The sequence below is a fragment of the Microcoleus sp. B13-B6 genome (genome assembly GCF_036705405.1).
Classification (GTDB): Bacteria; Cyanobacteriota; Cyanobacteriia; order Cyanobacteriales; family Microcoleaceae; genus Microcoleus.
This window is the reverse complement of the sequence record NZ_JAUBUJ010000009.1, coordinates 47209-71918: the sequence shown is the minus strand read 5'-3', so window position 1 is coordinate 71918 and position 24710 is coordinate 47209. Positions and strand designations below refer to the sequence as shown.

Genomic DNA, 24710 nt, shown 5'->3' with positions numbered 1-24710 from the left:
TTGTACCTTTCAGTATAATTGCAAACACAGGCATTCGCTGATGGCGACAAATATTTTTGAGATGCTAGTCGAGGGCGCAGATACACAATTTAAACCTTTACATATCATCAATAACATTTATTAATTCTATCGGCAAGTGGATTGTCCGTCCGAAAAATCAGGTTGCCTAGGTCGCAAGTATCATTGGATACAGTTGCTCGCCACGTACTGTAAATTTTTGTAACAAAGCGGTCGGAGTTTCCGAGTGTTCTAAGATGGAGGAAGTCTCCAGCAGGGGGAAATGTGAAACAACTGCTGTTCCAGAAACGAGTCAAACTTTTATGCTGGGATAATGAGTAAAATATCTAACAAAATTCGATCGGCAGCGACTCAATTGAGTCAAAGGTATAAACTATCACTAGCATTGGCTAAGTCTGTATTAATTGCCAGCGCGGCAGTAACATTATCCTTGATGGGGGCCAGACAGCTAGGAATAGTCGAACCAGTAGAATTAAGCGCTTACGACCAAATGGTGAGGTGGCGTCCCGATGAACAGCCAGACTCGCGTTTGCTAGTTGTGGGGATTACCGAAGCAGACATTCAGAAACTGAATCAGTGGCCAATATCCGATCGCACAATAGCTGAAATCTTACAAAAACTCGACAAAATGCAGCCTGCAGTCATCGGTTTAGATGTACTGCGAGACGTACCTTTAGGAGACGGGCGCGAGGAATTAACTAAACTTTTACAAAAAAGCGATCGAATTATCGGGGTATGTTTAGTCACCGACGGAAGCCCGGACAATCCCGGTTCTCCGCCTGCGCCGGGGCTGCCACAAAACCGCGTGGGATTTGCAGATTTCGGAGTCGATCCGGGTGGCATACTCCGCAGGGCTTTATTATTTATGAAACCGCCGACAATTGAGGGCAACTCCTCGGCCCAAAAACATCTTTGCAATGACAATTCTCAAGTTTTAGCTTCCTTCAACCTCCAGCTAGCCCTCCGCTACCTGCAAGGGCAAAAAATCTCTCCCAAACTGGCACCCGATCAATCTTTATGGCTGGGAAAAACCCAATTAAAACAACTAGCAAGCAATGACGGAGGATACAAAAATGCCGATGTCAGGGGATATCAAATATTAATTAACTATCGTTCCAGGCGGCAAGTCGCAAACCAAGTCAGAATTACGGATGTTTTAGAAGGGAAAGTTGACCCAAATTTAGTTAAAGATAAAATAGTTCTCATCGGTTACACCACAGAAACCGTTAAAGATTTGTTTTATACTCCTTACAGTGGGCGACAGCAAAGCAACCAATTCATGCCTGGTATCGTGGCACACGCACAAGTGGTCAGCCAAATTTTGAGTACAGTTTTAGACAACAGACCGATGTTTTGGTTTTGGCCGGAATGGGCAGAAATCCTGTGGATTTCGGGATGGTCAATTGTGGGAGGAACCTTGGCATCGCGGATGGCTCACCCAGCGAAGTTGACAGTGACATTCGGAGCACTGCTGTGCGGGTGCTGCGCGATCGGCTTTGGGATTTTTCTGTTGGGAGGGTGGGTGCCTGTGGCAGCGCCAGCCTTAGCATTAATCGTAACTGGCGGTAGCATAGTATCAGCAGACAGATTTAATAAAGCCGGATACGGGAAAGCAATTAGCGATCGAGTAAAACAAGTCTTCAAAATCGAAATAGACCAAGCCAAAAAAGAACAGCAAGTCGCAGAAATCACAGAATCTGATTTCTTTAAAGAATTGCAGCAAAAGAAAGATAAACTGAGGATTAGCAAACAAGAAACCTCTGAAAAAACACCTTCCGAACCCCAAGAAATAATTGCCATTACCCCAGAGCTTCCCAATGTCGAAAGTCAGACAGACGAATATCTAGCTCAGTTGCAGGAAAAATCCCAACACCAGAAGCAGCGCGCCGCCGTGACTGAATCGGAAAGCGCCTCTCCAACGGGTGTCCCGATAGGTAGCGGTGGTGGTGCTAGTTCCGCCGAAACTAAACCTGATGACGAGTTCAGCGATTTGCAAACCAAAGCCAAACAGATGCGGCAGCGCAGGGGCGCCCAAAAGATGATAAAAGAGGAAAAAATTGATACTTTCACAGATAAGGAGGATTTGGGGGGGAAGGAAGAATGACCGACAACTCTACTGCATCATCGAGAATTGCATCATAATGGGTTCTCGCAGTTTCTTACCCTAATACGCAGATCATGTCCAAAATCATCTCTGTCCACTCTTACCGGGGCGGAACTGGCAAATCGAACACGACAGCAAACCTGGCATCTATTATCGCTCGCAGCGGAAATCGGGTCGCCATTGTGGACACAGACATTCAATCACCGGGGATTCACGTGCTGTTCGGTTTCAGCGAGAGCAACATGGATCGCTGCCTGAACGATTACCTGTGGGGCCGCTGTCCGATCGCGGATACGGCCTACAATGTGAGTTCGCTGCTGCCAAAATTAGCCAGTAACGGCAACCTCTACCTGATTCCTTCGAGCATTAAAGCAGGGGAGATAGCGCGAGTTTTGCGGGAAGGCTACGACGTGGGACTGCTTACCGACGGCTTTCAAGAACTGATCGAGGTTTTGAACTTAGACTACCTATTTATAGACACGCACCCGGGGCTCAACGAAGAAACCCTCCTCAGCATCACCATTTCCGACATCCTGCTGCTGATTCTGCGTCCGGATCAGCAAGATTTTCAGGGAACGGCTGTCACGGTAGATGTGGCCCGCAAATTAGAAGTTCCCAAGATTTTGATGACGATCAATAAAGCCCCTGAATCCCTAGATTTCGAGGATTTGAAGCAACAAGTAGAGAGTATTTACAACATCCCAGTGGCAGGGGTACTGCCCCACAGCGACCAGATGATGCTGCTCGCCAGCAAGGGAGTGTTTGCGCTGCACTTCCCTAACGACCCTCTAACTAAGGTTGTGGAAGGGATTGCCAAACAGATTGTGGGATAATTGCTGCAGCGAATGCCGATCGCCCGCCCAGGAGTTTCGCTTTCGCTCTCCATTCCTGCGGAGCCATGTCCTCCTGCGTATCCCGAATATTTGGTTAAAGAGTCAGGAGAATGGCGACAAAATGAGATACAAATAGATTATGAGAATTTGTTAAAAAACTTTAGGAGGAGAACTCATGGAATTTGACTTCCGCATACTAATAGTATTGATGCCCGTATTGTTGGCGGGCGGCTGGGCTGCTTACAACGTCGGTGCTATAGCTCTCAAACAAGTACAGAAAATGTTGAACAAGCAAGCATGAACTAAGCATTATCACCAGTAATTTCGCAGCCGGCTGTTTTTTGAGATACAAAACAGCCGGCTGATTTGTGCATGGGATCTGCTTAAGTGATGGCTGATTCTTGGTGGGCAATTTACGACTGCAGAGAGAGGGGGCAAAAACCAAAGAAAAGTTACGTTTAAAGATTAGGCAGAAACCGGGTACGCTCAAGCAAAATACTTGGTTGCAGCAAACGAGCCTGGGTAAAAAAACCTAGTTGCAAAAGCAGGGCGATCGTGTAATTTCTGATTTTGATGTTTTGAACTTTACTCAGGATTTATGAGTAGAGTGCCCTAAAAATATTTGGTAAGCACGTTATCGCAGAAAATATGAGACAATCACAAAAGTATTTGCCCTAAGAATCGCCCTAAAAACTACGAAGTTTAACTTGTAGGGAATATCGGTCAAATTGTCAATGTTAAATTCCTATATCTTGAGATAGATTATGCTTTTTCCCCGATCGAGCGGCATGCTAGTCCACCCCACGTCCTTTCCCAGTCGATTTGGCATTGGAGACATGGGAATAGAAGCATATCGCTTTATTGACTTTTTAGTAGAGAGCGACCAGCAATACTGGCAGGTATTGCCGCTGGGGCCGACAGGATACGGCAATTCTCCTTATTCCTGCTATTCAGCAATGGCGGGAAATCCGCTGCTGATCAACCCAGAAATGCTGCGTGACGCTCAATGGCTCGCCGATGAAGACTTCGCTAATTTACCAGAATTTCCGCTCGATTATGTAGACTTCGAGCGGGCGATCGCCCTGAAAGTGCCTTTGCTAAAAAAAGCTTGCGAAAACTTCAAAGCCAAAGCATCCCCGATCCAGCAAAAAGAATTCTCAGGTTTTTGCGAAAGCAAAGAGAATTGGCTGGAAGATTACGCCTTATTTATGGCACTAAAAGATCACTTTGGCGGTGTTAGCTGGAACAATTGGGAACCAGAAATTGCCCGTAGAGAGCCAGAGTCGCTAGAGAAATGGCGCCAGCAGCTAAATGCTGAGATTTATTACTACAAATACGTCCAGTTTGAGTTTTTTCGCCAGTGGACGGAGTTGAAACGCTATGCTAACCTGCGGGACATTAAAATTATTGGCGATATACCGATTTATGTAGCTCACGACAGCGCGGATGTATGGTCTCATCCAGAAATATTTTGCTTGGATGAAGCCACCGGAGAACCAGCTTTAATGGCGGGAGTCCCGCCTGATTACTTCAGCAATACAGGTCAATTGTGGGGCAACCCGGTATACAATTGGGAGAATTTGCAAGCAAATAATTTTGAGTGGTGGGTGCAGCGTTTTGAAGCGATTTTCGCTTATGTAGACGTAACTCGGATCGACCACTTTCGAGGATTTGACGCTTACTGGGCGGTGAAGCGCGGACAAGAAACTGCGATCGAGGGAGAGTGGATTAAAGCGCCGGGAACAGCTTTGTTGGATCTAATTAACGAGAAGTTTGGCAACTTGCCGATTATCGCTGAGGATTTAGGGGTAATTACTCCAGAAGTGGAAGCTTTGCGCGATCGATACGAGTTTCCAGGAATGAAGATTTTGCAGTTTGCTTTTGCCGGTGGTCCGGGCGATCCTTTTTTGCCTTTTAACTACGATCGCAACTGCGTAGTTTACACCGGCACCCACGACAACGACACGACTGTCGGCTGGTTCAATCAACTGCAAAACTACGAAAGAGATGAGGTTTTGCGTTATTTGGGCTGCATCGATCCCCAAGGAATTCACTGGTCTTTAATCCGCATGGGCTGGATTTCTATTGCTAATATGGCAATTGTGCCGTTTCAAGATTTGTTGGGTTTAGATACTGACGCGCGGATGAATTTTCCGGGGAAACCAGAGGGAAATTGGGGATGGCGGTATCGACCCGAAGCTTTGAATTGGGAAGTGCGCGATCGGCTCAAAACCATGACTTACATCTCCGGCCGCGCTCCTAATAAACATTGATTATCGCGAAGGGGTAATTGGTAATTGTTAATGGGTAATATCCAATCTGTTAGCATCGGAATTATTCCTATCTCTATACTCTTGATCTGCGTGAATCAGCGTCAATCCCTTGTCATCTGCGGTTCAGAAATTCTCTTTTTTTGACCGCAGATACAGGCAGATAAACACAGATTAACGCAGATGAATGATATCAATTACGCTTGCACCATCCGTGATTGTTAACCGAAAGCATCCAGGCTACAAGCCCCCGGATTCATCCGTCCAGAAATAAAAAACCTGTATCCCATGAAACTTGCCGAACGTATTTATCTCGCGCAAGTCAATGCTTCAATTCTAAAATCTAAAATCTAAAATCTAAAATCGATTGACTGTTGACTGGATTTGACTATTCCGATGCTACCGGGTTTGATAGAATGGGTAATTGGTAATTGGTAAGGAGTGCATCAAGACGGACATTATAATTAAACTCTGTGGACTGCCCGCTATTACCTATTACCTATTACCCATTAACAATTACCAATTAACACTCAACCTTCATTCTTGGGCGGTGCTGAAGGCTTGAGTTCGCTTGCTTTAAAAACAACTTCTTTGGCGACTCCAGGATCTCCGAGTGGTTCGGCTTGTCCGTTATTAACAGCAACCATTACCCCGCCGGCGTTACCTGCTACGACGACCAATTGCTTTTGAGCCCCCCAGGTGCGAACAGTCCCGGTCGGCAAAGTTCCCTCAAACTCTGTTTTACCATCGACTTCAACTTGCATCCACGATTCTGCTTTAAAAGTGACGTTAACCATCACTGGTTTATTGGCAGATTTATTTGAATTTTGACCGGTTCTTACTGCTTCGACAGCCTCGTAACTATCCGGTTTCTGATTTTGTGAGGCTCTTGATGCCTCAGCAGCGGCGCGAGCTTGTTCTTGCTGACCAAGCGCTAGTTCTTCGGCTCCCGCACCGTTTTTTGCGGTAATAGAACCGCTCATCAACTGAGATAAGACATTGACCGAACAGATAATTAGAAATGTGTAAAAGAGGTAGAGGTGCATCGGCCGCAACTGAGGCCCATCTTGCCAGGATAGCTTGGTTCTCGATCGGGGTGGCGGTTCGATCGGGAAAAAGTCGGCAAACTGAGTTCCGTCCAAACCCATTGCTTCAGCGTAGCGCTTGATCAAACCCTGAGTGTAGACGGGCTCGGGAAGTTGGTCGAGTTGACCGTCCTCGATTGCTTGTAGCAGATTCCGCCGAATCATTGTTACCACGGCTACTTTGTCCAAACAAATCGACTGCTGTTCGCGGTACTGACGGAGTTGAGTTCCAATTTCCGCTAGCTTCTTCTGAGCTGTTTCTGGCTCTTGGGAGTGCAGTTTCTGCTTAGTTGTTTTGAAGAATAAAAACAATAAATTCTTTGTCATATGCTGTGCTCCTGGGAATTTACTGGCACGCTTATTGATGTTAGGTTGACTAGATTCCATAAATAAATAATTTCCGCATCTTCTAGGGGTCGGCAGCAGCCTGGTGGCAATATTGGCGAACCAGGCCGCTGCAATTGAATCGGGCCAATGGCTGTGCGGTGCAGGCGCACCACGGGATATCCCAAGATCTCGGCTGTTCGCCGAATCTGTCGGTTTCTGCCTTCTGATAGAATGACTTCTAACAGAGTTTGGTCTTGCGCGCGATCGAGAACTTTAACTTTCGCGGGCAAAGTTTTTCTGCCGGACAAGATGATGCCCTGACGCCACGTTTGTAGTATGGGTTCCGGGGGATCGCCGCTCACCCAAACCTGATAAGTTTTGGCGATCGAGTGACGCGGATGGGTCAAACAAAATGTCAGCTTACCATCATTGGTGAGCAAGAGGGCGCCGGTGGAATCTGCATCTAAGCGTCCTACGGGGTGGATGCCTTGACCGGATCGCAGTTGTGGTGGCAGCAAGTCGAGAACTTTCGATCGGGCCCTTGGATCGCTGCAAGTAGAAACTACGCCGGCCGGTTTGTTGAGCAACAGATATACCTGTGCGGGTCGATCCGTTGGTTTCACTGGGACTCCATCGACTTGGATAAGATCGCGATCGGGATTCGCTTTTTCTCCTAAGCGAACAATATTGCCATTAACTCGGACTCGTCCAGCTACAATCATCTGTTCTGCAAGACGACGAGAGGCAATGCCCCACTGGGCGAGGATTTTTTGCAGCCTTTCATCAGACATGACGGGAGTGTGGAAATCCCCAACGAACCAGCGGTGGGGAGGAAACACGACACGGTTAATTGATTAACCGTACTAGCAATGCTCAATTCCTGGTTGGGAATAAATTATAATGCTGACCAATTATTAGAGGACGCCCAGCCTGGCACAGATTGTCCTTGTGCCCGGTGCAGATTGTCCTGATGGCATTACCCTGAATGCTGTGCAAAAACTACGACGAAAAGACTCGCGGCAGGCACAGGTTTGCACCGTTGGTTTGCGGCTGGTTTGAAAGGTGTGGGTCTGACCCGACCATAAACCAACACTACCATAAATCCCGTACTCCTGGTTAAATTTATACGCTCGATCGCGAATTTTTCATCGGGATCGCACAACTCGTGAACTCCCCAAAGATCCCAAGGGGAGAAAGGTGAGAATTTTTCTGCTTCTGGCGTGGCTGATGCCAGATTTCTGCTTGATTTTGGAGTTAATGGGACTTGTGTTCATCAACCCGGTTTCTAAGGAAAATCAGAGGTTGACGGCGATAGATATATGAATAAACCGGGTTTTTGAGGCCGGATGCACAAGCTCTAGTTAAATTTCTGTGCTTGAATATTAAGGTTTATATTCTGAAATCGTTTATGACTGTCGATCGAAACTCTCTTCAATTTGACAATAGAGATGGGGCTGCTGGCTCTGGTGGGACTGTTAATCTCGACCTTGAGCCGGGGAGACCTTCGCCGAGTCAAGGCAGCCGGATCGCGAGCGCGGTGCTGTCTCCGGCGGTACAGTTGTGGCTGCGATCGCAAGTTCAGCAGGTGGACGAGTTGAAGGTGAAAATTGAGGGGAGCGATCGACAAATCTTCAGCGGTGCGATCCCCAAAGTCACGGCTGCCGCTCGGGGTGCTGTGTATAAAGGACTACACCTAACTGAAGTTGCCATAGAGGGCTGTGGCATTCGCATCAACCTCGGTCAAGCTCTCAAAGGCAAACCCCTGCGTCTGATGGAATCCGTTCCCGTGGCAGGCGTTTTGAGGGTCAGCCAAGCGGATTTGAATGCGTCGCTGAAAGCGCCTTTGCTGGCTGATGCTTTGAGCGAATTTTTGCTGCCTATGCTGCCACTAACAGATAGGGAAAAGTCGCTGAAGTTGCAAAATTCGCAGATTGTAATTGAGGCGGGTTTGTTGACGCTTTCGGCGGCAATTTTGCGCGCTGGCGGTAGGCAAATTCCTTTGGTATTGCGGACTGGTTTGCGGATAGCCAGCGGTCGCGAATTGATGTTTGAATCACCAGAAATCGAACTCAATGGAGAATTAAAAAGCAGTGATTTCAATGGTTTTAAAATTGATTTTGGGCCGGAAGTTGAGATAGAAGAATTGATTTTGAGTCCGGGGGAGATTGTTTGTCGGGGAGGAATTAGAGTTTTGCCTTAGTTAGTTGACAGTTGGCTTTAACCTGGTTCTTCGGTAGAGCCTGGGAATACATACCCAATGCCCAATTCCCAATTCCCAATTCCCAATTCCCAATTCCCAATTCCCAATTCCCAATTACCGATTAATTAAAAAAGAGTCGATCGCGGGCAACAGTAAAGTGACAAAATAGTAGACTAACGGCGCGGTAAAAACATAACTGTCGGTGCGATCGAGAATGCCGCCGTGACCGGGGATCAACTGTCCCGAATCCTTAACGCCGGCGTCTCGCTTCATCATCGACTCAGTTAAATCTCCCAACAGGCTAGCAACCCCAATCAACAGACCAAAAGCAGCCCCAGTATACGGCCACCCCGGCCAGTGTAAATACCCAGACCCAGCGACGGCCACGGCGATGCTGCCGCAAACTCCAAATACGGCACCTTCAACGGTTTTTTTGGGGCTGATGTGGGATAGGCTAGTGCGCCCGAAGAATTTGCCGACAAAATAAGCCCCAATGTCAGCGGCCCAGATGCAGAGGAAAGCCAGCAGCAGCGAAGTCAATCCTAAAGATATGTGGCTGGAAGTTGTCCAAGACGGCGGCGAGGAAATGTTAACGGGCAAATTGCTTGCTACTGCTTGCGAAAGTTGGGTTGTAGCAAGATTGCCTGGGTCGAGGCCGACTCGCAGCCGTACCCAATAGCTGGGCAAATAACCGCCGTAGAACAATCCTAAAACTGAGGAGGCAATATCGGCGATCGTCGATAATTTAGGTTGGAATAACAGGTAGAAACAAATTAATGTTCCCGCTAAGGGGAACATGGCATCTACGAGTTCCGGTGCTAGGGCGGCAGTAATTAATAGCCCTTGACTGACGGCTAAGGTAGTTTTGGCAGCGGGTGCAATACCTTTAGCCCTGGCTAATTGAAAATATTCCAATTGCCCTAGGTAGACGATGACTCCAAAGCCGACGGTGAAGTACCATCCGCCCATAATAATCATTCCCAAAGCAAGGGCGATCGCAACTATTCCACTCAGGATACGAGACCAAGGCATAAAATGAATTTCTCTTGCAGACGGCGGTGGATCATTCGATTTTGGATTTTGGATTTTGGATTTTGGATTTGAGATTTTGGATTTTTCTAGAGCACGAGTTGATCCCTTGCACAACTAACCCCCATCCCCCATCGGTCATCCAATATCTCAAGTCAGGCGGTCAATCCAGCTATGGTGGCCCCTATTCTTAAGTATGAAGGTTAATTGAACGTAAAAAAGGTTAAGAATTACATTTAGGAATGGGCATAGGGCATTGGCCAAACAGGGCATGGGGTATGTATTCCCAGGATCTGCCGAGGAACCAGGTTAAAGTTAACTGTCAACTGTCAACTGTCAACTGTCAACTGTCAACTGTCAACTGTCAACTGTCAACTGTCAACTGTCAACTGTCAACTAACTTCTAATCCAGCTTTTCGCCGCTGAGAATAAATATGGGATTGACGGCGGCAAAGGTTTGACTGAGGCCGCGAGTCTCCAAGCGGTTGACGGCGGACTGGACTACTTCAATGTTGCGGACTTGCAACTCGGCGAACCCTTCGGAAAGGGCGTAAAGATTCTCTAAATTGCCAGCGGTGGCGACAACTCTACCGTGGGGTTGCAAGTACCGCCAGACTTCTTGGAGAATGGCTTTAATGGGGCGACCTCCTTCGATGCAGACTCGGTGGGGGGGTTGGGGCAGGTTTTCCAGGCATTCCGGGGCACTGCCTTCTATGACTTCTACGTTGTCGAGCTCGAATCGATCGCAATTTCTGCGAATCAAGCTTGCTACTTCTTCGTCCCTTTCGACGGCGATAATGCGACCTTTGGGACACAGCAAACCTGTTTCTACGGCGATCGTACCAGTACCTGCACCGATGTCCCACACGACTGAATCTGCTTGCAGCCGCAGGTGGGAGATTAACAGCAGTCGGACTTCTCGCTTACTCATGGGAATTCCCGGTAAACGTTCAAATAAGTCATCCGGGATGCCTGGAGTGACGTAGGGCCAAAGCATAGTTATATTTTTGATTTTTGATTTTTGATTGAAGCAAGACGGCAGTTGGAACTCGCCGAAGAAGTAGAAATTCTCCCAATTTCCCCCAAGCCTTAATATTTACTGTCGCACAACCTTGAGAGTTTGGAGGTTTCTATCGCTACAACCTGTGATTTTGCCGCCGGCGGCAAGGATTTGTTGCAGGTAGTCAACGGCTGCTGGGGTAATGATTTCACCGGGCATCAGGACTGGTATTCCTGGGGGATAGGGACAGATGAGTTCGGCGCACAGGCGATCGACTGCTTTGTCTGCAGGTAGTGTTTCGGTTGAGGAAAAGAATGCCTCGCGCGGGGACAGTGGGGGAGGGGAAAATCGGGGGGGGGAGAGAATCTCGTCTTCTTTCTGACTTCTTCTTTCTAACTGAGATATTGCAGGATGCTCAAGAACGGGCAAGATGCCCGTTCCACAACACATCAAGTTTCTTGTGGGGAGTAGGGGTTGGGCATCTTGCCCGCCCCTAAAAGGCTTATTGACTATCGTGTTAGATGTGACTTCTAAAAGAGTTAAAGCTTTAACTAAATTGTCAATATCTGATTCTGTATTTCCCAAGCTGATAATAAATGTTAGATGTTGGGGCATGGGAAGTTCTGCGGTGACGCCGAGTTGAGAGTGCAGAATTTCATCTGCAGCAAATCCTGTGATTCCTAAATCTGATACTTTTACTGTTAGCCTGGTGCGGTCTAATGCTGCAAAACCCGGTGTATTTAAAGGTTCTAAAACTGATAAGCCAGGAATTAGATTGATGCGCGATCGCGCTTTTTCGGCTAGCAGTAAAGTTTGGGTCATTAACTGTTCGCCGTGGAGTGCCATTTGTTGGCGGGCTGCGTCTAGGGATGCTAATAATAAGTAACTCGGACTGGTAGATTGTACTAACTGCAATGCTCTATTTAATTTTTGGATATCTATGCGATCGCCCTTGATGTGCAGCATCGATGCTTGTGTCATTGCACCGAGGGTTTTGTGGATGGATTGTACTGTTAAATCGGCACCTGCTGATACTGCTGGTTCGGGCAAGTTTGGATGAAAGTTAAAGTGCGCGCCGTGGGCTTCGTCTACTAATAACGGTATGTTGTATTGATGGGTAATTTGGGCGATCGCCCGCAAATCTCCGCAGACGCCGTGATAGGTTGGGTAAACTATCATTACTGCTTTGGCGTCGGGATGTTGTTCTAATGCGGAGGCTGTGGCTTCTGGGGTGATGCTGTTGGCAATATCCCAATCCGGGTTGTACTCTGGATTGACAAAAATGGGAATTGCACCGGATAAAATTAAACCAGAAATTGCCGATGAGTGGATATTTCGAGGTAGGATAATTTTATCGCCGGGGCCGCAAGTCGCTAAGATGGCGGCGATAATTCCGCAAGTCGAACCGTTAGCCAAAAACCGAGTTGATTGGGCTCCAAATGCTGCGGCGGCTAAGTATTGAGCTTCGGCAATTGCACCTTCTGGGTTAAAGAGATTGTCTAACTCCGGCAATTCCGGCAAATCCGATCGAAATACTGCCGCACCGAATAAGTCAATTAGGGGTTGAGAGATTCCTTGTCCGCCTTTGTGTCCGGGGGCGTAGAATGGGGCGTGGGGGTGATTTGTGCGATCGCGCAAGGCATCTAATAGAGGCGTTTGTTGTTGAGAGTTTGCTGGTGACACGCTTAATCCTGATTTGATTATTTGGAATTATAGCAACCGCCGAGGTTTCACTGGAGGTTATTAATTGCTGAAACCCTTGCGGGCAATTCCGCGATTGTATCGACTTCTTCCTTTTTCCTTGCAATCGCCCACAAGCAACACCGTCTCAATTTCAAACTTCTCTAAAATGACTTAACATCGACTGCTTAAGTATGAAACCCAAACAGTTGAAAATCCTGGCTACTGCTTTACTTATGGTTTGTCTAGGGCTGTAGTTTCAGTTAAAGGACAAAATTATACCACAGTCTACGGCTATTTTTCAGCTTACTGTTGTGAGGAAGTTTTGGACGATCGCGCACTACTGTCACAAACTACCAAGACGCTTTAACCGATTGACCCAAAAGCTATCAAAGTTAAGCTTTAATTCAAGGTAGATTATTGAGTCGCGATCGCCCAAAATTCTATCCTAATTGAGCTTGCCAATTCATTGCATATTGTGCAATCAGCTCTGCCTGGTCAGTCCAATTAACGATTTGACGTGCTTTAATAAAGTCCACGTCGTTGCCAGAAATACAGTCATCCAGCTTGATACCCGCAAACACACCCCACTTCATACCGTGCACCAAGATAAAGAGTGCAATATCAGGGTGAATCACTAGATCGGGATTGTTAACTAAGTCTAGCGATAGCAAATCCGAATATTTCCGATAATTGTAATCCCAGGTCAGTTGCACGTACCCCCGTCCGTAAAACGGATAATAGCGCAGAGTTTTGCGGTGGTTCTCCCCTTCAGGTTCGCCCAAATAATACGATTCCTTTACGGGTTGGAAACTATCTGCAGTTTCATGTTCAACAGTTGCGAGAATGTAAGCAATTTGAGCTTTAGAAGTAATTCCTTGGCGATGAGCTTCTTTGATAATTGCCTGCACCGCTGCTTCTTTATCACCGCCTTTCCAATCAGGTAACTTTCCAGCACCCTGCTTGGCATCGAGTAAAGCTTTAGCGGTTGTTGCCCCTAACACATCCCCGCCATCAAGTTTACGGCTGGCTTTAAAACTTCTTAAGGCTTCTTGCGTTTGAGTGCCGTAAATCCCATCAACAACCTCTAAAAGATGATTAGCGCGTAAGATGGTTTGAATTTCTGCACAGAATAGTTGATCTTCCACTAACACTCCAGAGTCAATATCATCAAAAGGAATCGATTGCTTTTGGTCAATCACGTCTTGGAGTTTCAGGCCGGATGGTTGGCTGGAAACAGCACGAGACTGTGCAGAAATTAATTGTGTCAGTTTAGTTTGCGTTACAAATCCCGCAATTCCATCAACCTGCAAGCCTTGTTCAGCCTGAAATTTTCGGAGGGCGGCATCAGTTTCGGTGCCAAAGATACCATCTGTTGTAACTGAAATGCCAACGTTGGCTAAATCTTCTTGAAGTTTGCTGACTCGTTCTCCCTGCATCGGAGGTATCACCAGACGCAAATCCCCGTCTTCGTCGCTGCTATAGGGGGCTGAATCAATTCCAGGGGAAAGGAAACTCACATGAAGGTGATCGTCATGTCCATCCCAAAATTCTACCCCTGTAATTTGTGGATCGTTGAACAAAATTGTTTTAATACGCAAAATTGGATTATTGTAGAATAAATCTACCAATTCTTGAGTGCGTTGGCGAGAGTATTTACTATCGTAATAGGTGAGAGGAATTTCTTCATCAGTGTTAGCAACAAGAGCAATATCAACATCGAGTCCCTTGTCATGAGAGCTATGGCCTGGAGTTGGCCCTTCTGCTGTACTGATGTCTCCGATGCCAATGCGGGGTCTAGGATATTTTTTTACCCACTCATTACACACATATTTGAGAGCCTGAATCACTTCGGGACGACCATAGCAATTGTCTCCGTAACATTCATAGCCATCTCCATTGGCAGGCATTTGTTCAAAAAAACCTCGTGTTCCCCAACTGAATTGCTCGATTTCTTCTGCTGTAAAACCAATATGTGCCGTGCAGTGGGTATGGTTATGTTGCAAAGTTTTAGAGCGTAAGTTGCGATTGATTTCTAATACCATTGTTAATTTCCTTTTTAGAGTGTGTTTTTCTGTTGCAAGATCGCTTTTTAGGAAGGCGATATTCGCCAATGCCAATGGCAAGGTAACGGAATGGTTAACATAATGACTCCTGAGTAACAGCCGATCGCAACCACTATATCCCCGAAAACTAAATTCAGCTTTGTCGATCGTCCAAATACCTGACCAGGAATTTCTTGATGGTACCCGCCACGTGATTTATCCGTGGAATCAATCCAAAATCGAAAATCGAGAATCCTCAAGCCCCCGCATTTATCCGTGGGGTCGCCTCTAAAATCTAAAATCTAAAATCTAAAATCGATTGACCCATTTCACGCATCCTTGAGAATTGCTATAGTTCGATCGCCCAAAAACCAGCGATTTTCCCCACAGGCTGATAATTGCGATCGGCCAAAGTGCGAACAGGCTTACCCTCCGCAACATCCCAGAGTGCGATCGTCCGATCCCAGCTTCCAGAAGCCAGCATTTTACCGTCAGGGCTAAAGGCGACACTCTCAACCCAGTCCTGATGGCCGATCAAAGTTTGAATCCGTTTACCCGTCGCCACATCCCAGAGTCCGATCGTGTTGTCAAAACTCCCAGAAGCCAGAGTTTTGCCATCAGGAGTGAAGGCGATACTCAAAACCCCTTGGTGATGACCCCTCAAGCTTGCAAAAATTTGACCCGCAGCCAAATCCCACAGTATGATTTTGTTGTCAAAACTGCCAACAGCCAGAGTTTTACCATTAGGACTAAAAGCAATACTCAAAACACAATTCTTGCCATCTGTCAAAGCGCGAATCAGTTTACCCGTAACCACATCCCAAAGTTTAATAGTTTTGTCGCTACTTCCAGAAGCCAGAGTTTTACCATCGGGACTAAAGGTAAAACTCTCAACCCAACTCTGATGACCGATCAAGGTGTGAATGAGTTTACCAGTAGCCACATCCCAGAGTTTGATAGTTTTGTCGCTACTGGCAGAAGCAAGGGTTTTACCATCAGGACTAAAAGCAATCTTCAAAACCCAATTTTTATGACCCGTTAACCTGTCAATAGATTTACCAGTAGCCACATCCCAGAGTTCGATCGTGTTGTCGAAACTTGCAGAAGCGAGGGTTTTGCCATCCGAACTAAAAGCAATACTCAAAGCTCCTTTTTGAGCGCCTCTGAAAGTTTTAATAACTGTGCCCTTAGCCACATCCCAAAATTTGATACTTTGGTCGAAAGTCCCAGCAGCGAGGGTTTTACCATCGGGACTAAAAGCGACACTCCAAACAGAACGCTGTTGCTCTGCCGAGGGATCTATCTGCTGGATCTGTGCCACATCCTGAACTTGAATAATTCTGTAATACCCCAATCTGGTTTTTTGATTAAAAAGTAAATTTGCATCAATACTACGCATTTTAATTGTCGCTTTTTCTACCGATCGCCACTGCCACCCTGTCAAGCAATACGCTAATATCAATGCTAAACTACCAAAACCAGTCAATTTTATGAAAAAATTGTGGTATTTTTCTTTGCCAAATATCGCCTTAAACTCCATAGCTGATTTCCTCCCTTAACCCTGAATAATATTTAGAGGCTTCTACTTTGACCATCTAAGAGCCGCGATTTATGCGATCGCACACCTGGCGGTCTTCTGTACTAAGATTGACATTAGGATTATTGAAATAATCGCGCATCCAAAAGCAACCATGCTTTAATAAAGCATCGAGTTCTAAACCCTCCAAATTCCACAAAATCATCGTCGTATCATCGCTACCCGATGCCAAAGTCTTACCATCAGGGCTGAAACTAAGACTGCGAACTGCCGCAGTATGCCCCGGCAGAGTAGCGATCCAAGTGCCATCCGGTTTCCAGAATTTCAGCGTCTTATCGTCACCCGTCGAAGCTAATATTTTGCCATCCGGGCTAAAACTGATACTATTAGCTGCCACCCTATGCCCCGTCCACCTTTTGAGCAAAGTGCCATCTGTTTTCCAAACTTTAAGCGTGCCATCATTGCTAGCCGAGGCAAGAGTCTCACCATTTGGGCTGAAACTAACGCCATAAACCTGAGCCTCATGCTTCATAGTATTTAGCAAAGTTCCATCCATTTTCCACAGTTTGACGGTCTTATCAAGGCTTGCTGAAGCAATAGTTTTACTGTCAGGACTAAAACTAAGACTCTTAACTGAACCGCTATGTTTAGAAAGAGTATTGAGCAAGGTACCATCTGGCTTCCAAAGATTCACTGTGGTGTCATAACTTCCAGAGGCGATCGTTTGACCATCAGGGCTAAAACTAACGCTCACAACTTGAGCTTTATGACCAGAAAGCGTATTCAGCAACGTGCCATCTTGTTTCCAAAGTTTTACTTTGCTATCCAAACTACCAGAGGCGATCGTTTGACCGTCGGGGCTAAAACTAACGCTAGAAACTGGTGCTTGATGCCCAGAAAGCGTTTTAAATAAAGAAGCATCTCGTTTCCAAACTTGAGCCAAGCTATTAGCACTTCCCGAAGCCACTGTGTCCCCTTTGGGGCTAAAACTGACCCCCAAAACAATATCCGTTTGCCCCGTCAAAGTTTTACGTAAGCTATTATCCAACTTCCACAGTTCAATGCTATTATCAATGCCGGCAAAGGCAAGAGTTTGACCGTCGGGGCTAAAAGAAGGGCTCCGTCCAGTTAAAGTATTCAGTAAAGTACCATCGCGTTTCCAAACTTTAACAATATTGTCAGCACTGGATGAGACCAGTAACTGATTATCGGGGCTAAAACTAACCTTGAAAATATGAGTATTATGCTCAAAAGTTTTAACTAAAGTGCCATCGGGTTTCCAGATTTTTACCGTCTTGTCTTGACTTGATGAAGCGATAACCTCACCATCCGGGCTAAAACTAACACTCATAACCGGCGCTTTATGACCAGAAAAACTTTTCAGTAAACTGCCATCGAGTTTCCAAAGCTTGACCGTTCCATCCGCACTGCCAGAAGCAATAGTCTGTCCGTCTCGACCAAAACTAACACTACTAACCGGCCCTTTATCCTGAATGTTTTTCAACAAAGTGCCATCGCGTTTCCAAAGCTTAATTGTTCCATCAGTGCCACCCGAAGCAAACATCTGACCATCCCGCCTAAAACTCACATTAATAACCTCCCCTTTATGCTGAGAAAGAGTATTAATCAAAGTGCCATCGGATTTCCAAATTTTAATCGTCCTGTCCGCACTAGCCGAGGCAATAATTTCTCCATCCGGGCTAAAACTAATGCTATAAACTTCGTTGGTATGTCCCGAAAGAATCCTGAGTAAAGTCCCATCTAATTTCCAAAGTTTAATCGTATTGTCTGCACTAGCAGAGGCAATGATTTGATTGTCAGGACTAAAACTGATGTTATAAATAGGAGCTTTGTGACCTTTCAAGCCATTGGATTCTCTGATGCGATAAATAACGGATTGCAGGGCTGACACAACCTCCTCCTGCGTGTTTGAAGAAACCCAAACTGCCTGTTTCATTATTTTTCTGGCTTTTAAAGCTTCTATCAAAGCATCTAATTCTCTATCGGAGCTAAAAAGTTGTTCAGCCGATAGCGCTAAGCTTCTGCTTTGGGCTTGTTGATTTTGATTCCATTGATAAAAGAGAAATCCTAATGTCACAGCAAAGGCTGTAGCAATCAGGCTAATTTTTCGCCGCAGGTTGTTACGCCGGCGTCGGAGGCTGCGCTGTAAAAATTCTGCCTCTACTTCGTTAAACCAATTTTCATCATATTTGAGATGTTCGTCTAATACGTTCAGATAAGGGTTGGTATCCCAGAGAAATTCTTCTTGTTTTTCTTGGCGGCGTTTTTGGAGGCTGGGTTTGCGCTTCCAGACTTTAATCAAAGTTGCATTAACCTGGTCAAAAACGTTTTTAAAAGAGAGGAGGCTGCTGTCTATAACATTAACAAGGGGTTCTATTTTTTCTTGAAAACTAAGTGGTTTTTCTTTGCTTTTCCACTCTATAGCTGCTGGGGTGAGTCGGCGCTGCAAAATTAAATTTTCCTGATGTTCTCGTTCCCAAACTATTAGCTTTTGCCATCCTCGCATCAAGACATCATGAGCCGGTTCAACATAGCTTTTGCCTTCGGTATCTCGCCCTTTTACTAATAGACGTGCGGCACAAAATTGCTCAATGGCTGTTTGGACTCGTTGATTTTCCGGTTCGGGATAAATTAATTCTTCATCTAATACCCGCCGGCGAGCTAATTCACCACCGCCTACAGCTACCATTCGCAGCATGATGTGGCGGATGGTTTTTGCATAAGCACGATCGCTTTTAAGTAATTCGTCATATTCCGCGTCTGCTCTTTGGGTGAGACTGCGTGTAACTCCGCCCAATTCTTCATAGTCTTCTTGAGTAATTGCCCGATTATTTCTTTTCCCTTCTCTGACGTTTTTAATATAGTTAAAATAAAGTTCGCTCAGGGTGAAAGAAAGTAAAGGTAGCGCTCCGGGCATTTGTGCGACTTCATCAATTAATTGCTCTACCAAGGTGGCAGGTTCAAAATACATTACCTTAGCAGCAGCAGGATCGACAATCGCTTGGCGTAATTCTTCCCGTGTCATGGCGGGAACAACAAATCGTGATTTTTTCCAATAGGGCTTTAATGCTGTATCTCTAAATTGAGGTTCAAAATCTGAACGTAAAGTTATGACGATTCGCAAGCAATCAGGGAGAGTTTCTAAGGATTTTTCTAACCAGTTTAAAAATAATTCTTGTTCTTGGCTATCTTGGCTGAGAGTCACTAATTCTTCAAATTGGTCAATAACTAACAGCAATTTTGTGTGAGGATTAAAGTTTTTCCATGCACTGAGTTTGGATAACAAACTTTGCAAAGTTTGTCCTGCTTCCAAACTGGGAGAGCTAGTGCTAGTTTCTGGTAAGTCTTTGTCAGAAACCAACTCGTTAGAGATAAGTGATTCTGGTAAATTTTCGTTTTCTAGGGCAGAGTTTAAAGCACTGAAAGGAGACTCACCCGGACGAATAGGAGAGAGGATGCGGCAGTTGGGTTGAGTTTTTTTCAATTGGGGAAGTAATCCAGCTTTGACTAAGCTAGATTTCCCTGAACCTGATGCGCCTAGAACCACAGTTAAGGGATGTTCTGTGACGAATTCAACTAATTTTTCAGTTAAATCCTGTCGCCCAAAGAATTTGTCGCTATCTGCTTCTTCAAATGATTGTAATCCTTTGTAGGGATTGGTGTTTTCATTGAGTTTGGGAGCGGGGGGCAATTGATTAATGTCAAAACCAGGAAGAAGAAAAATATATTCGCCCTTATCATGGTGTTTTAACTGTGCAAAACCAGGGGTTTGTTTAGCTGCTATTTTGCCGAATTCTGATTGTAAATAGGCATAGAGTTCGGTTGCGGTAATCACGCCATCTTTGGTAAGGTCTGCTTCTCCCTCAAGCGCCTTGAGTAAAAGTTCTGCAAAGGGAGAGTGATTGGAACTTTCGCTTCGCTGTCCAAACCGATACAGGGAGTCGGCGGCTTTTTCATCATGCGCTGCTGAGGTAATGACTTGCTGGGCGCAGCCTGATGTGTAGCGAGCGTACCGTTCGCGATATACTTTTTGCGATCGCACTGCCTCCCGATGAACTGCCGCCCAGCGAAAAGTCCCAGCAAAGCAGCAATCCAGGATAATTAACGAATGGCGGCATGGCAGTTGGATTAAGCTATCGTGCAATCGCTGCATCGACAGCCAAGTGTCGCTATCATCTCGTTCACCATCTTGAGGAATCAAAAAGCCAGCCGGGCCTTCTGCATTGTCGAGTCCATCTAAGGCGATGCCATGTCCGGCAAAGTAGAACAAAATGCGATCGTCCGCTGCAACTTGCACTTTATTGCCATCGGGAAAAACCAGTATTTTCTCGGCAAAGCCTGCCAAGAGCTCGCTGATATTAGACAGAGTGGCATCTGTATCTAACAGTAACAAAACTTGGTATTGATACTTTTCCTCGATCAGATGGGCAAGTTGTTGAGCATCATTGGCTGCTGTTTGCAAGGGGGGAATGTTGTTAAAATAGCGATCGATACCAATCACCACTGCCAGACTGCGTTTAATCTCCGACATTCTTTAATTCCCCCGACTAATTTATTTCAAGTTTCAGTTTAATTCTGGTAAAACTGTCAACCAAAAACTAATTGCTAGTTCTTTTAAACTGATAGAGTTCTTGTTCGTTTGACTGACTCGTTGATTTTTGATTCACTGGTTGTTGCACGGGAGAACGAGGCCAGAGACCAATTAAGCCAATAGCCGCTGCGATTAAAAACGCAACTAGCCAAATTCCTAAACCTGTTATCCTTGAATTATTTTCTGTTTGAACGTTTAGCGTACCCGATCCAAATGAATGTGCACGGGTGAGATTGTTCGAGGCTGGAGAAGAACTTTCTACGGGAGTTTTGGCAAGCTGTTGTGCAACAGGTAGATGGTTGACTGTATTTTTAACCACAGGCTGAGAATTCATACTCTCTGGCTCATCCTCTACTCTTGCCGCCGCCAAAGGCTTTACTAATAACGGGCTATTGCCATTTGGACTGAGGAAAAGAGCCGCTGCCAGAGCATCTAACCCAGCCTGATGTGTAAAGTAGCTAAGATGGTCGCACGCAGTATCCGGTAATAGGATTTTGGGGGCAGGAGAGCGGTTAGCACTGACATTTTTGATGCTCGTTAAAGCAACGGCAATATCATTAGGTTGACTGAAAAATGCCAATTCTACAACTCTGTCTTTAGTTTTACCAAAAAGGTTGGTCAATAACCGCTGTAAGGGATTTGATTCCTTGTCTGGTTGAAATTCTAGAGCTTTTGAAACAATTGAGCGATCGCCCGCAATAATTGTATAGGGAACCCCTGGGTCAGGATTTTCGGCAAGTTTTTTCAGAAAAGCAGAATCCGGTCGCATTTGCTCTAGCGAGTAATCATTTGCTTCTAAAAACTCCAGTAATTGAGCAACTATTTTGGTCGGCCAAATAATTTTTGAAAGTTGATTCAACCCTATCCCAAGCGCTGTGAAAACCCAATCCTGTACTGTAGGCCAAGGAGAACCCCCATTAGGTGTCCCTAACATCACCAAGTGCTGGACAACCTGATTCCCACCTTCTCGCTCAATAAACCAGCGAGAAACCAAGCCCCCCATTGAGTGAGCCACAATATGCAACTGCTTGCCGTGATTTCCTCCCAAACCAACTGCTTGCAATCTTTGACCTAATAAGCGGCTATTTTCCTCTATGGTTGTTTGGATATTCTCGTAGTCAAAAGTCAAAACTAAGTCATAAATTTCTGCAATCTGTCGCTGTTGTCCCTCCACTTCTACTAACGTCTGTCTGACACTAGGAACCATACTTTGCGTGTCCCCTATAATCCCGTGAATGTAGAGAATGATTCGCTGGGCTTTGGCAACTCTAGCTTTAACTTGCTCTGGATTTTTTTCGTAGCTGACATCACCTTTTTCGCTGACCTCTGCTACAGCTAAAATAGGATATTCATAAGGTCTTCCCAATTTTTGATGGGCGACTTTTTCAAAGAAAATTCTGATGGACCCGTGAAGGCTGCGACTGCTAACTGTTGGTTTGGGTAAGCGTTCCAGCGTAATCTCTGTTTTGCCATCTTCTGTTCTCGCCCCTCTTCCTAATGGCAAGAAAAATTCCCCATCATAAGCAAAAGGTAATATATGCTCATTTTCCGCTAATTCTTGATTGACCAACAAGTTGAGAGGGGTTGTTGGTGTCACCGCTTCATAATCTTCTACATCACTTAACTCCAAAGCACTTAACCCTGGATCAGTGCCTCGGCTGGTTGTAAATTGGAAAGATTCACTCACGCGATTTTGTTGCCGCAAAATCGCAGGTAAAATCAAATTCCCTAAATCTCGACTCGCTTGCGGTACAGTGGTGAGATTCACTTTCGCTTTTAAAGTTGGATGAGCTTGAACTTCGACGGCACCCTGTTGTAAGGCAGTGCTGCGATTAGCCTTAATTGGTTGAGCATCTTGAGGTCGGACAATTGTAATCGTGACTTCCTTTGTCATCCAATCATCATAATTTCCTTTTGCTCTCACGGCTTCGCGAGTATTAAGTTGTGCCATCAAGGTATTCAGAGTTCCCTCTGTTTCTCCAAGAGAACGAGTCAGTTTAGGCGGCGCTAGTCCATCTTGTTTTAGCAAGCTAGCATCAAATTCTGTGGTACATACAATTAGCTTGAGAATATCCTTATATTCAGTAATGCCTTGTTCAAAATATGCGTCTGGCACTTGAAATATAATATCATCAAAGCTGGTAATACTAGAGGGATTTTCTGAATTGTTGGCGGGGAGCAATATGCTGCTATCTCTGTCAAAAAATGGAGTGTCTACGGCAAAACTTTCGGAAAGAACGATTACATTACAAAACAACTTCTTGTCACTTTTATTAGTCAGCCTTATTTGGATGTTTGGCGCTTGCCACTCCCCATTGTCATAGGCGTAATCGACACGCATCTCAGATGAGGAGATGTTTCCGTCTCTATCCCCTGGCGAAGATTCTTGCTGACCGCAAAGCAGAATTATTTCCATTTCCACTTCGTCGGTTTTAATGCGGCTAGTCGCAGGAGTGGAGAGTTGTAAAATGTTATTCCAACGGGCAATATGTTCTAAACGATAAATCACCTGTAAAGCAATTTCATCTGTGTATTCCGACTGATTTGGTTCTTCGGGGATCGGAGCAACTAAAGGCCGGTTATTATCAGGCTGTAAAATCCAATACTGACCCTGACTGACTAACAGATGGTAATCTGCATCTTTAGCTTCATTTACCTGCTGCACATACAAGGAAGGTTTGTTGCCAATTGCTGCTTTTGACAGTGCTTCTTGCAGATTTTTGATGCCTTGGACTTCACTTTCATCGCCCTTAATGTAAATTTTCAACGCTGGCAACGGCAAACTTGTCACCACGGCCCAATAGCTCTCAGTTTCTGATAAGCTGTCTTGACCGTTAATAATTTCTACTTGGCTGCGTTGTGGCAATACCTGAGTTACTCGTGCTTCGCCTAAAGCTTCTGAAAGTTGGCGCAACTTTTCGGGACTGCTGCCATAGGGGAAAAATGCTAATCGAGTATCTCCCCCATTAGAGGGTTTAGGAATTCCGTGAATAGACCCTCCATCAATTACCCAATTCCGAAGGTTTTGACTGTGAGTTAAGGTGAAGTAGTGAGGCCGTTCTTTAATAGCACCGCCCAAGAAAGGTTGGTCTAAATCCTGCCTGTCGGTTGCTTCTACTTGCGGCGACTGTTCTTTGACTTTTCCGGTCACGAGAGCATTCATATTTCTCGCTAAATCTCGATAGGTTATGTTGCCATTGGTTCGCTGTAGTGTTTGCAGCAAAAAGTAAGAGAAAGCTCCTCTAGTTTCTCCATCCTCAGTTTTGTATTCTTTCGCCAGTTCGTAGTCTCTACAGGCCGAAAACAAAATGTGTTTTCCCTTGGGCAAAATGACACCTGTTGTCTTTTTTTCTGATTCTTTAGAAGTGCTTAATATTTCCTGGATTGCTGGTGCGTCTTCGGCAAAAATAAACGTGCTTAGGGGTCGCTCTCGCGAGTCTACTAAGGCGCGGCGCACTGTTGTTTCTGCGGGTAAGTCTCTGGTGCCCGAACCGGAGTGGCAGCAGTCAAGAATGACAACAATGCGGGGTTCTTTTAGGGCTATTTTGGATATGAGGTAGGCTAGTTCTTTATCAGCTAAGTCCCGACCATTTTCTGCACGGCTGTCATAGCACACTAAAGTTTCATCTAAGCGGTCTGCCTCTAATTCCCAAAATTCCTCTGGTGATTTCTCTTGAGCGCCATGACCGGAATAGTAAAATAAGACAACATCTTCGCTGTCAGCGTTGCACAAATGCTGCTGGAAACCGCTGATAATTGCCTGACGAGTGGCATCTTGATTGAGCAGTATCCAAGGTTGGTCTGTAGGCTCTATCAGTTTCCATTCGCTATCTTGAGTAATTCGCTCTCGCAGATAAGCTTCTATAGCTTTAATATCGTTAACACAACCTTTTAAGGGAGGGACGAGAGGATTAGATGCGGGAGAATAGTTGTCAATACCAACTAACAGCGCGTAAATTTTTTTTGCCAT

The 24710-nt window shown here is 45.6% G+C and carries 14 protein-coding genes; 5 read left to right on the top strand and 9 right to left on the bottom strand.

Features of this window, described 5'->3' with window-relative positions; all coding sequences use genetic code 11:
* The first annotated feature begins 331 nt into the window (after positions 1 to 331).
* The 4 genes from QUB35_RS06215 (at position 332) to malQ (ending at position 5228) form a co-directional block, all read left to right on the top strand.
* Entirely contained in the window at positions 332 to 2122 is a 1791-nt protein-coding gene (locus QUB35_RS06215) for a CHASE2 domain-containing protein (protein ID WP_333140349.1), read from the top strand.
* A gap of 74 nt (positions 2123 to 2196) precedes the next feature.
* A complete protein-coding gene (locus QUB35_RS06210; RefSeq protein WP_333140347.1) occupies positions 2197 to 2955 on the top strand; it encodes a MinD/ParA family protein in 759 nt (252 codons plus the stop codon).
* A gap of 175 nt (positions 2956 to 3130) precedes the next feature.
* Positions 3131 to 3256, top strand: coding sequence for a photosystem II protein Y (locus QUB35_RS06205; RefSeq protein WP_333140345.1), 126 nt, complete (start codon positions 3131 to 3133; stop codon positions 3254 to 3256).
* 463 nt (positions 3257 to 3719) lie between these two features.
* Complete coding sequence (gene malQ / locus QUB35_RS06200) at positions 3720 to 5228, top strand: 4-alpha-glucanotransferase (protein ID WP_333140343.1); 1509 nt, start codon at positions 3720 to 3722, stop codon at positions 5226 to 5228.
* A gap of 527 nt (positions 5229 to 5755) precedes the next feature.
* Here malQ and QUB35_RS06195 read toward each other — a convergent pair.
* Both QUB35_RS06195 and QUB35_RS06190 read right to left on the bottom strand, forming a co-directional pair.
* On the bottom strand, positions 5756 to 6637 hold the full coding sequence (locus QUB35_RS06195) for a RodZ domain-containing protein (RefSeq protein WP_333140341.1): 882 nt from the start codon (positions 6635 to 6637) through the stop codon (positions 5756 to 5758).
* On the bottom strand, positions 6634 to 7428 hold the full coding sequence (locus QUB35_RS06190; RefSeq protein WP_333140430.1) for a pseudouridine synthase: 795 nt from the start codon (positions 7426 to 7428) through the stop codon (positions 6634 to 6636). The genes QUB35_RS06195 and QUB35_RS06190 overlap by 4 nt, the downstream gene beginning before the upstream one ends.
* Before the next feature lie 617 nt (positions 7429 to 8045).
* Here QUB35_RS06190 and QUB35_RS06185 point away from each other — a divergent pair.
* The gene (locus QUB35_RS06185; RefSeq protein ID WP_333140339.1) at positions 8046 to 8837 is read left to right on the top strand and encodes a DUF2993 domain-containing protein; all 792 of its coding nucleotides are present in this window, start codon (positions 8046 to 8048) and stop codon (positions 8835 to 8837) included.
* A gap of 114 nt (positions 8838 to 8951) precedes the next feature.
* Here the strand turns inward: QUB35_RS06185 and QUB35_RS06180 are convergent, their stop codons facing one another.
* The 7 genes from QUB35_RS06180 to QUB35_RS06150 all read right to left on the bottom strand — a co-directional run bounded on the left by QUB35_RS06180 (position 8952) and on the right by QUB35_RS06150 (position 24710).
* Positions 8952 to 9869 carry a phosphatidate cytidylyltransferase gene (locus QUB35_RS06180; protein WP_333140337.1) on the bottom strand — a complete coding sequence of 306 codons (918 nt, stop codon included), beginning with the start codon at positions 9867 to 9869 and terminating at the stop codon, positions 8952 to 8954.
* Positions 9870 to 10269: 400 nt separating this feature from the next.
* The gene (cbiT, locus tag QUB35_RS06175; RefSeq protein WP_333140335.1) at positions 10270 to 10863 is read right to left on the bottom strand and encodes a precorrin-6Y C5,15-methyltransferase subunit CbiT; all 594 of its coding nucleotides are present in this window, start codon (positions 10861 to 10863) and stop codon (positions 10270 to 10272) included.
* 99 nt (positions 10864 to 10962) lie between these two features.
* Entirely contained in the window at positions 10963 to 12549 is a 1587-nt protein-coding gene (locus QUB35_RS06170) for an aminotransferase class I/II-fold pyridoxal phosphate-dependent enzyme (protein WP_333140333.1), read from the bottom strand.
* Positions 12550 to 12989: 440 nt separating this feature from the next.
* Positions 12990 to 14591, bottom strand: coding sequence for a penicillin-insensitive murein endopeptidase (locus QUB35_RS06165; RefSeq protein ID WP_333140331.1), 1602 nt, complete (start codon positions 14589 to 14591; stop codon positions 12990 to 12992).
* A 349-nt stretch (positions 14592 to 14940) separates the two neighbouring features.
* On the bottom strand, positions 14941 to 16131 hold the full coding sequence (locus QUB35_RS06160) for a WD40 repeat domain-containing protein (protein WP_333140330.1): 1191 nt from the start codon (positions 16129 to 16131) through the stop codon (positions 14941 to 14943).
* 55 nt (positions 16132 to 16186) lie between these two features.
* Entirely contained in the window at positions 16187 to 20680 is a 4494-nt protein-coding gene (locus QUB35_RS06155) for an nSTAND1 domain-containing NTPase (RefSeq protein ID WP_333140328.1), read from the bottom strand.
* 67 nt (positions 20681 to 20747) lie between these two features.
* Positions 20748 to 24710 carry a caspase family protein gene (locus QUB35_RS06150; RefSeq protein WP_333140326.1) on the bottom strand — a complete coding sequence of 1321 codons (3963 nt, stop codon included), beginning with the start codon at positions 24708 to 24710 and terminating at the stop codon, positions 20748 to 20750.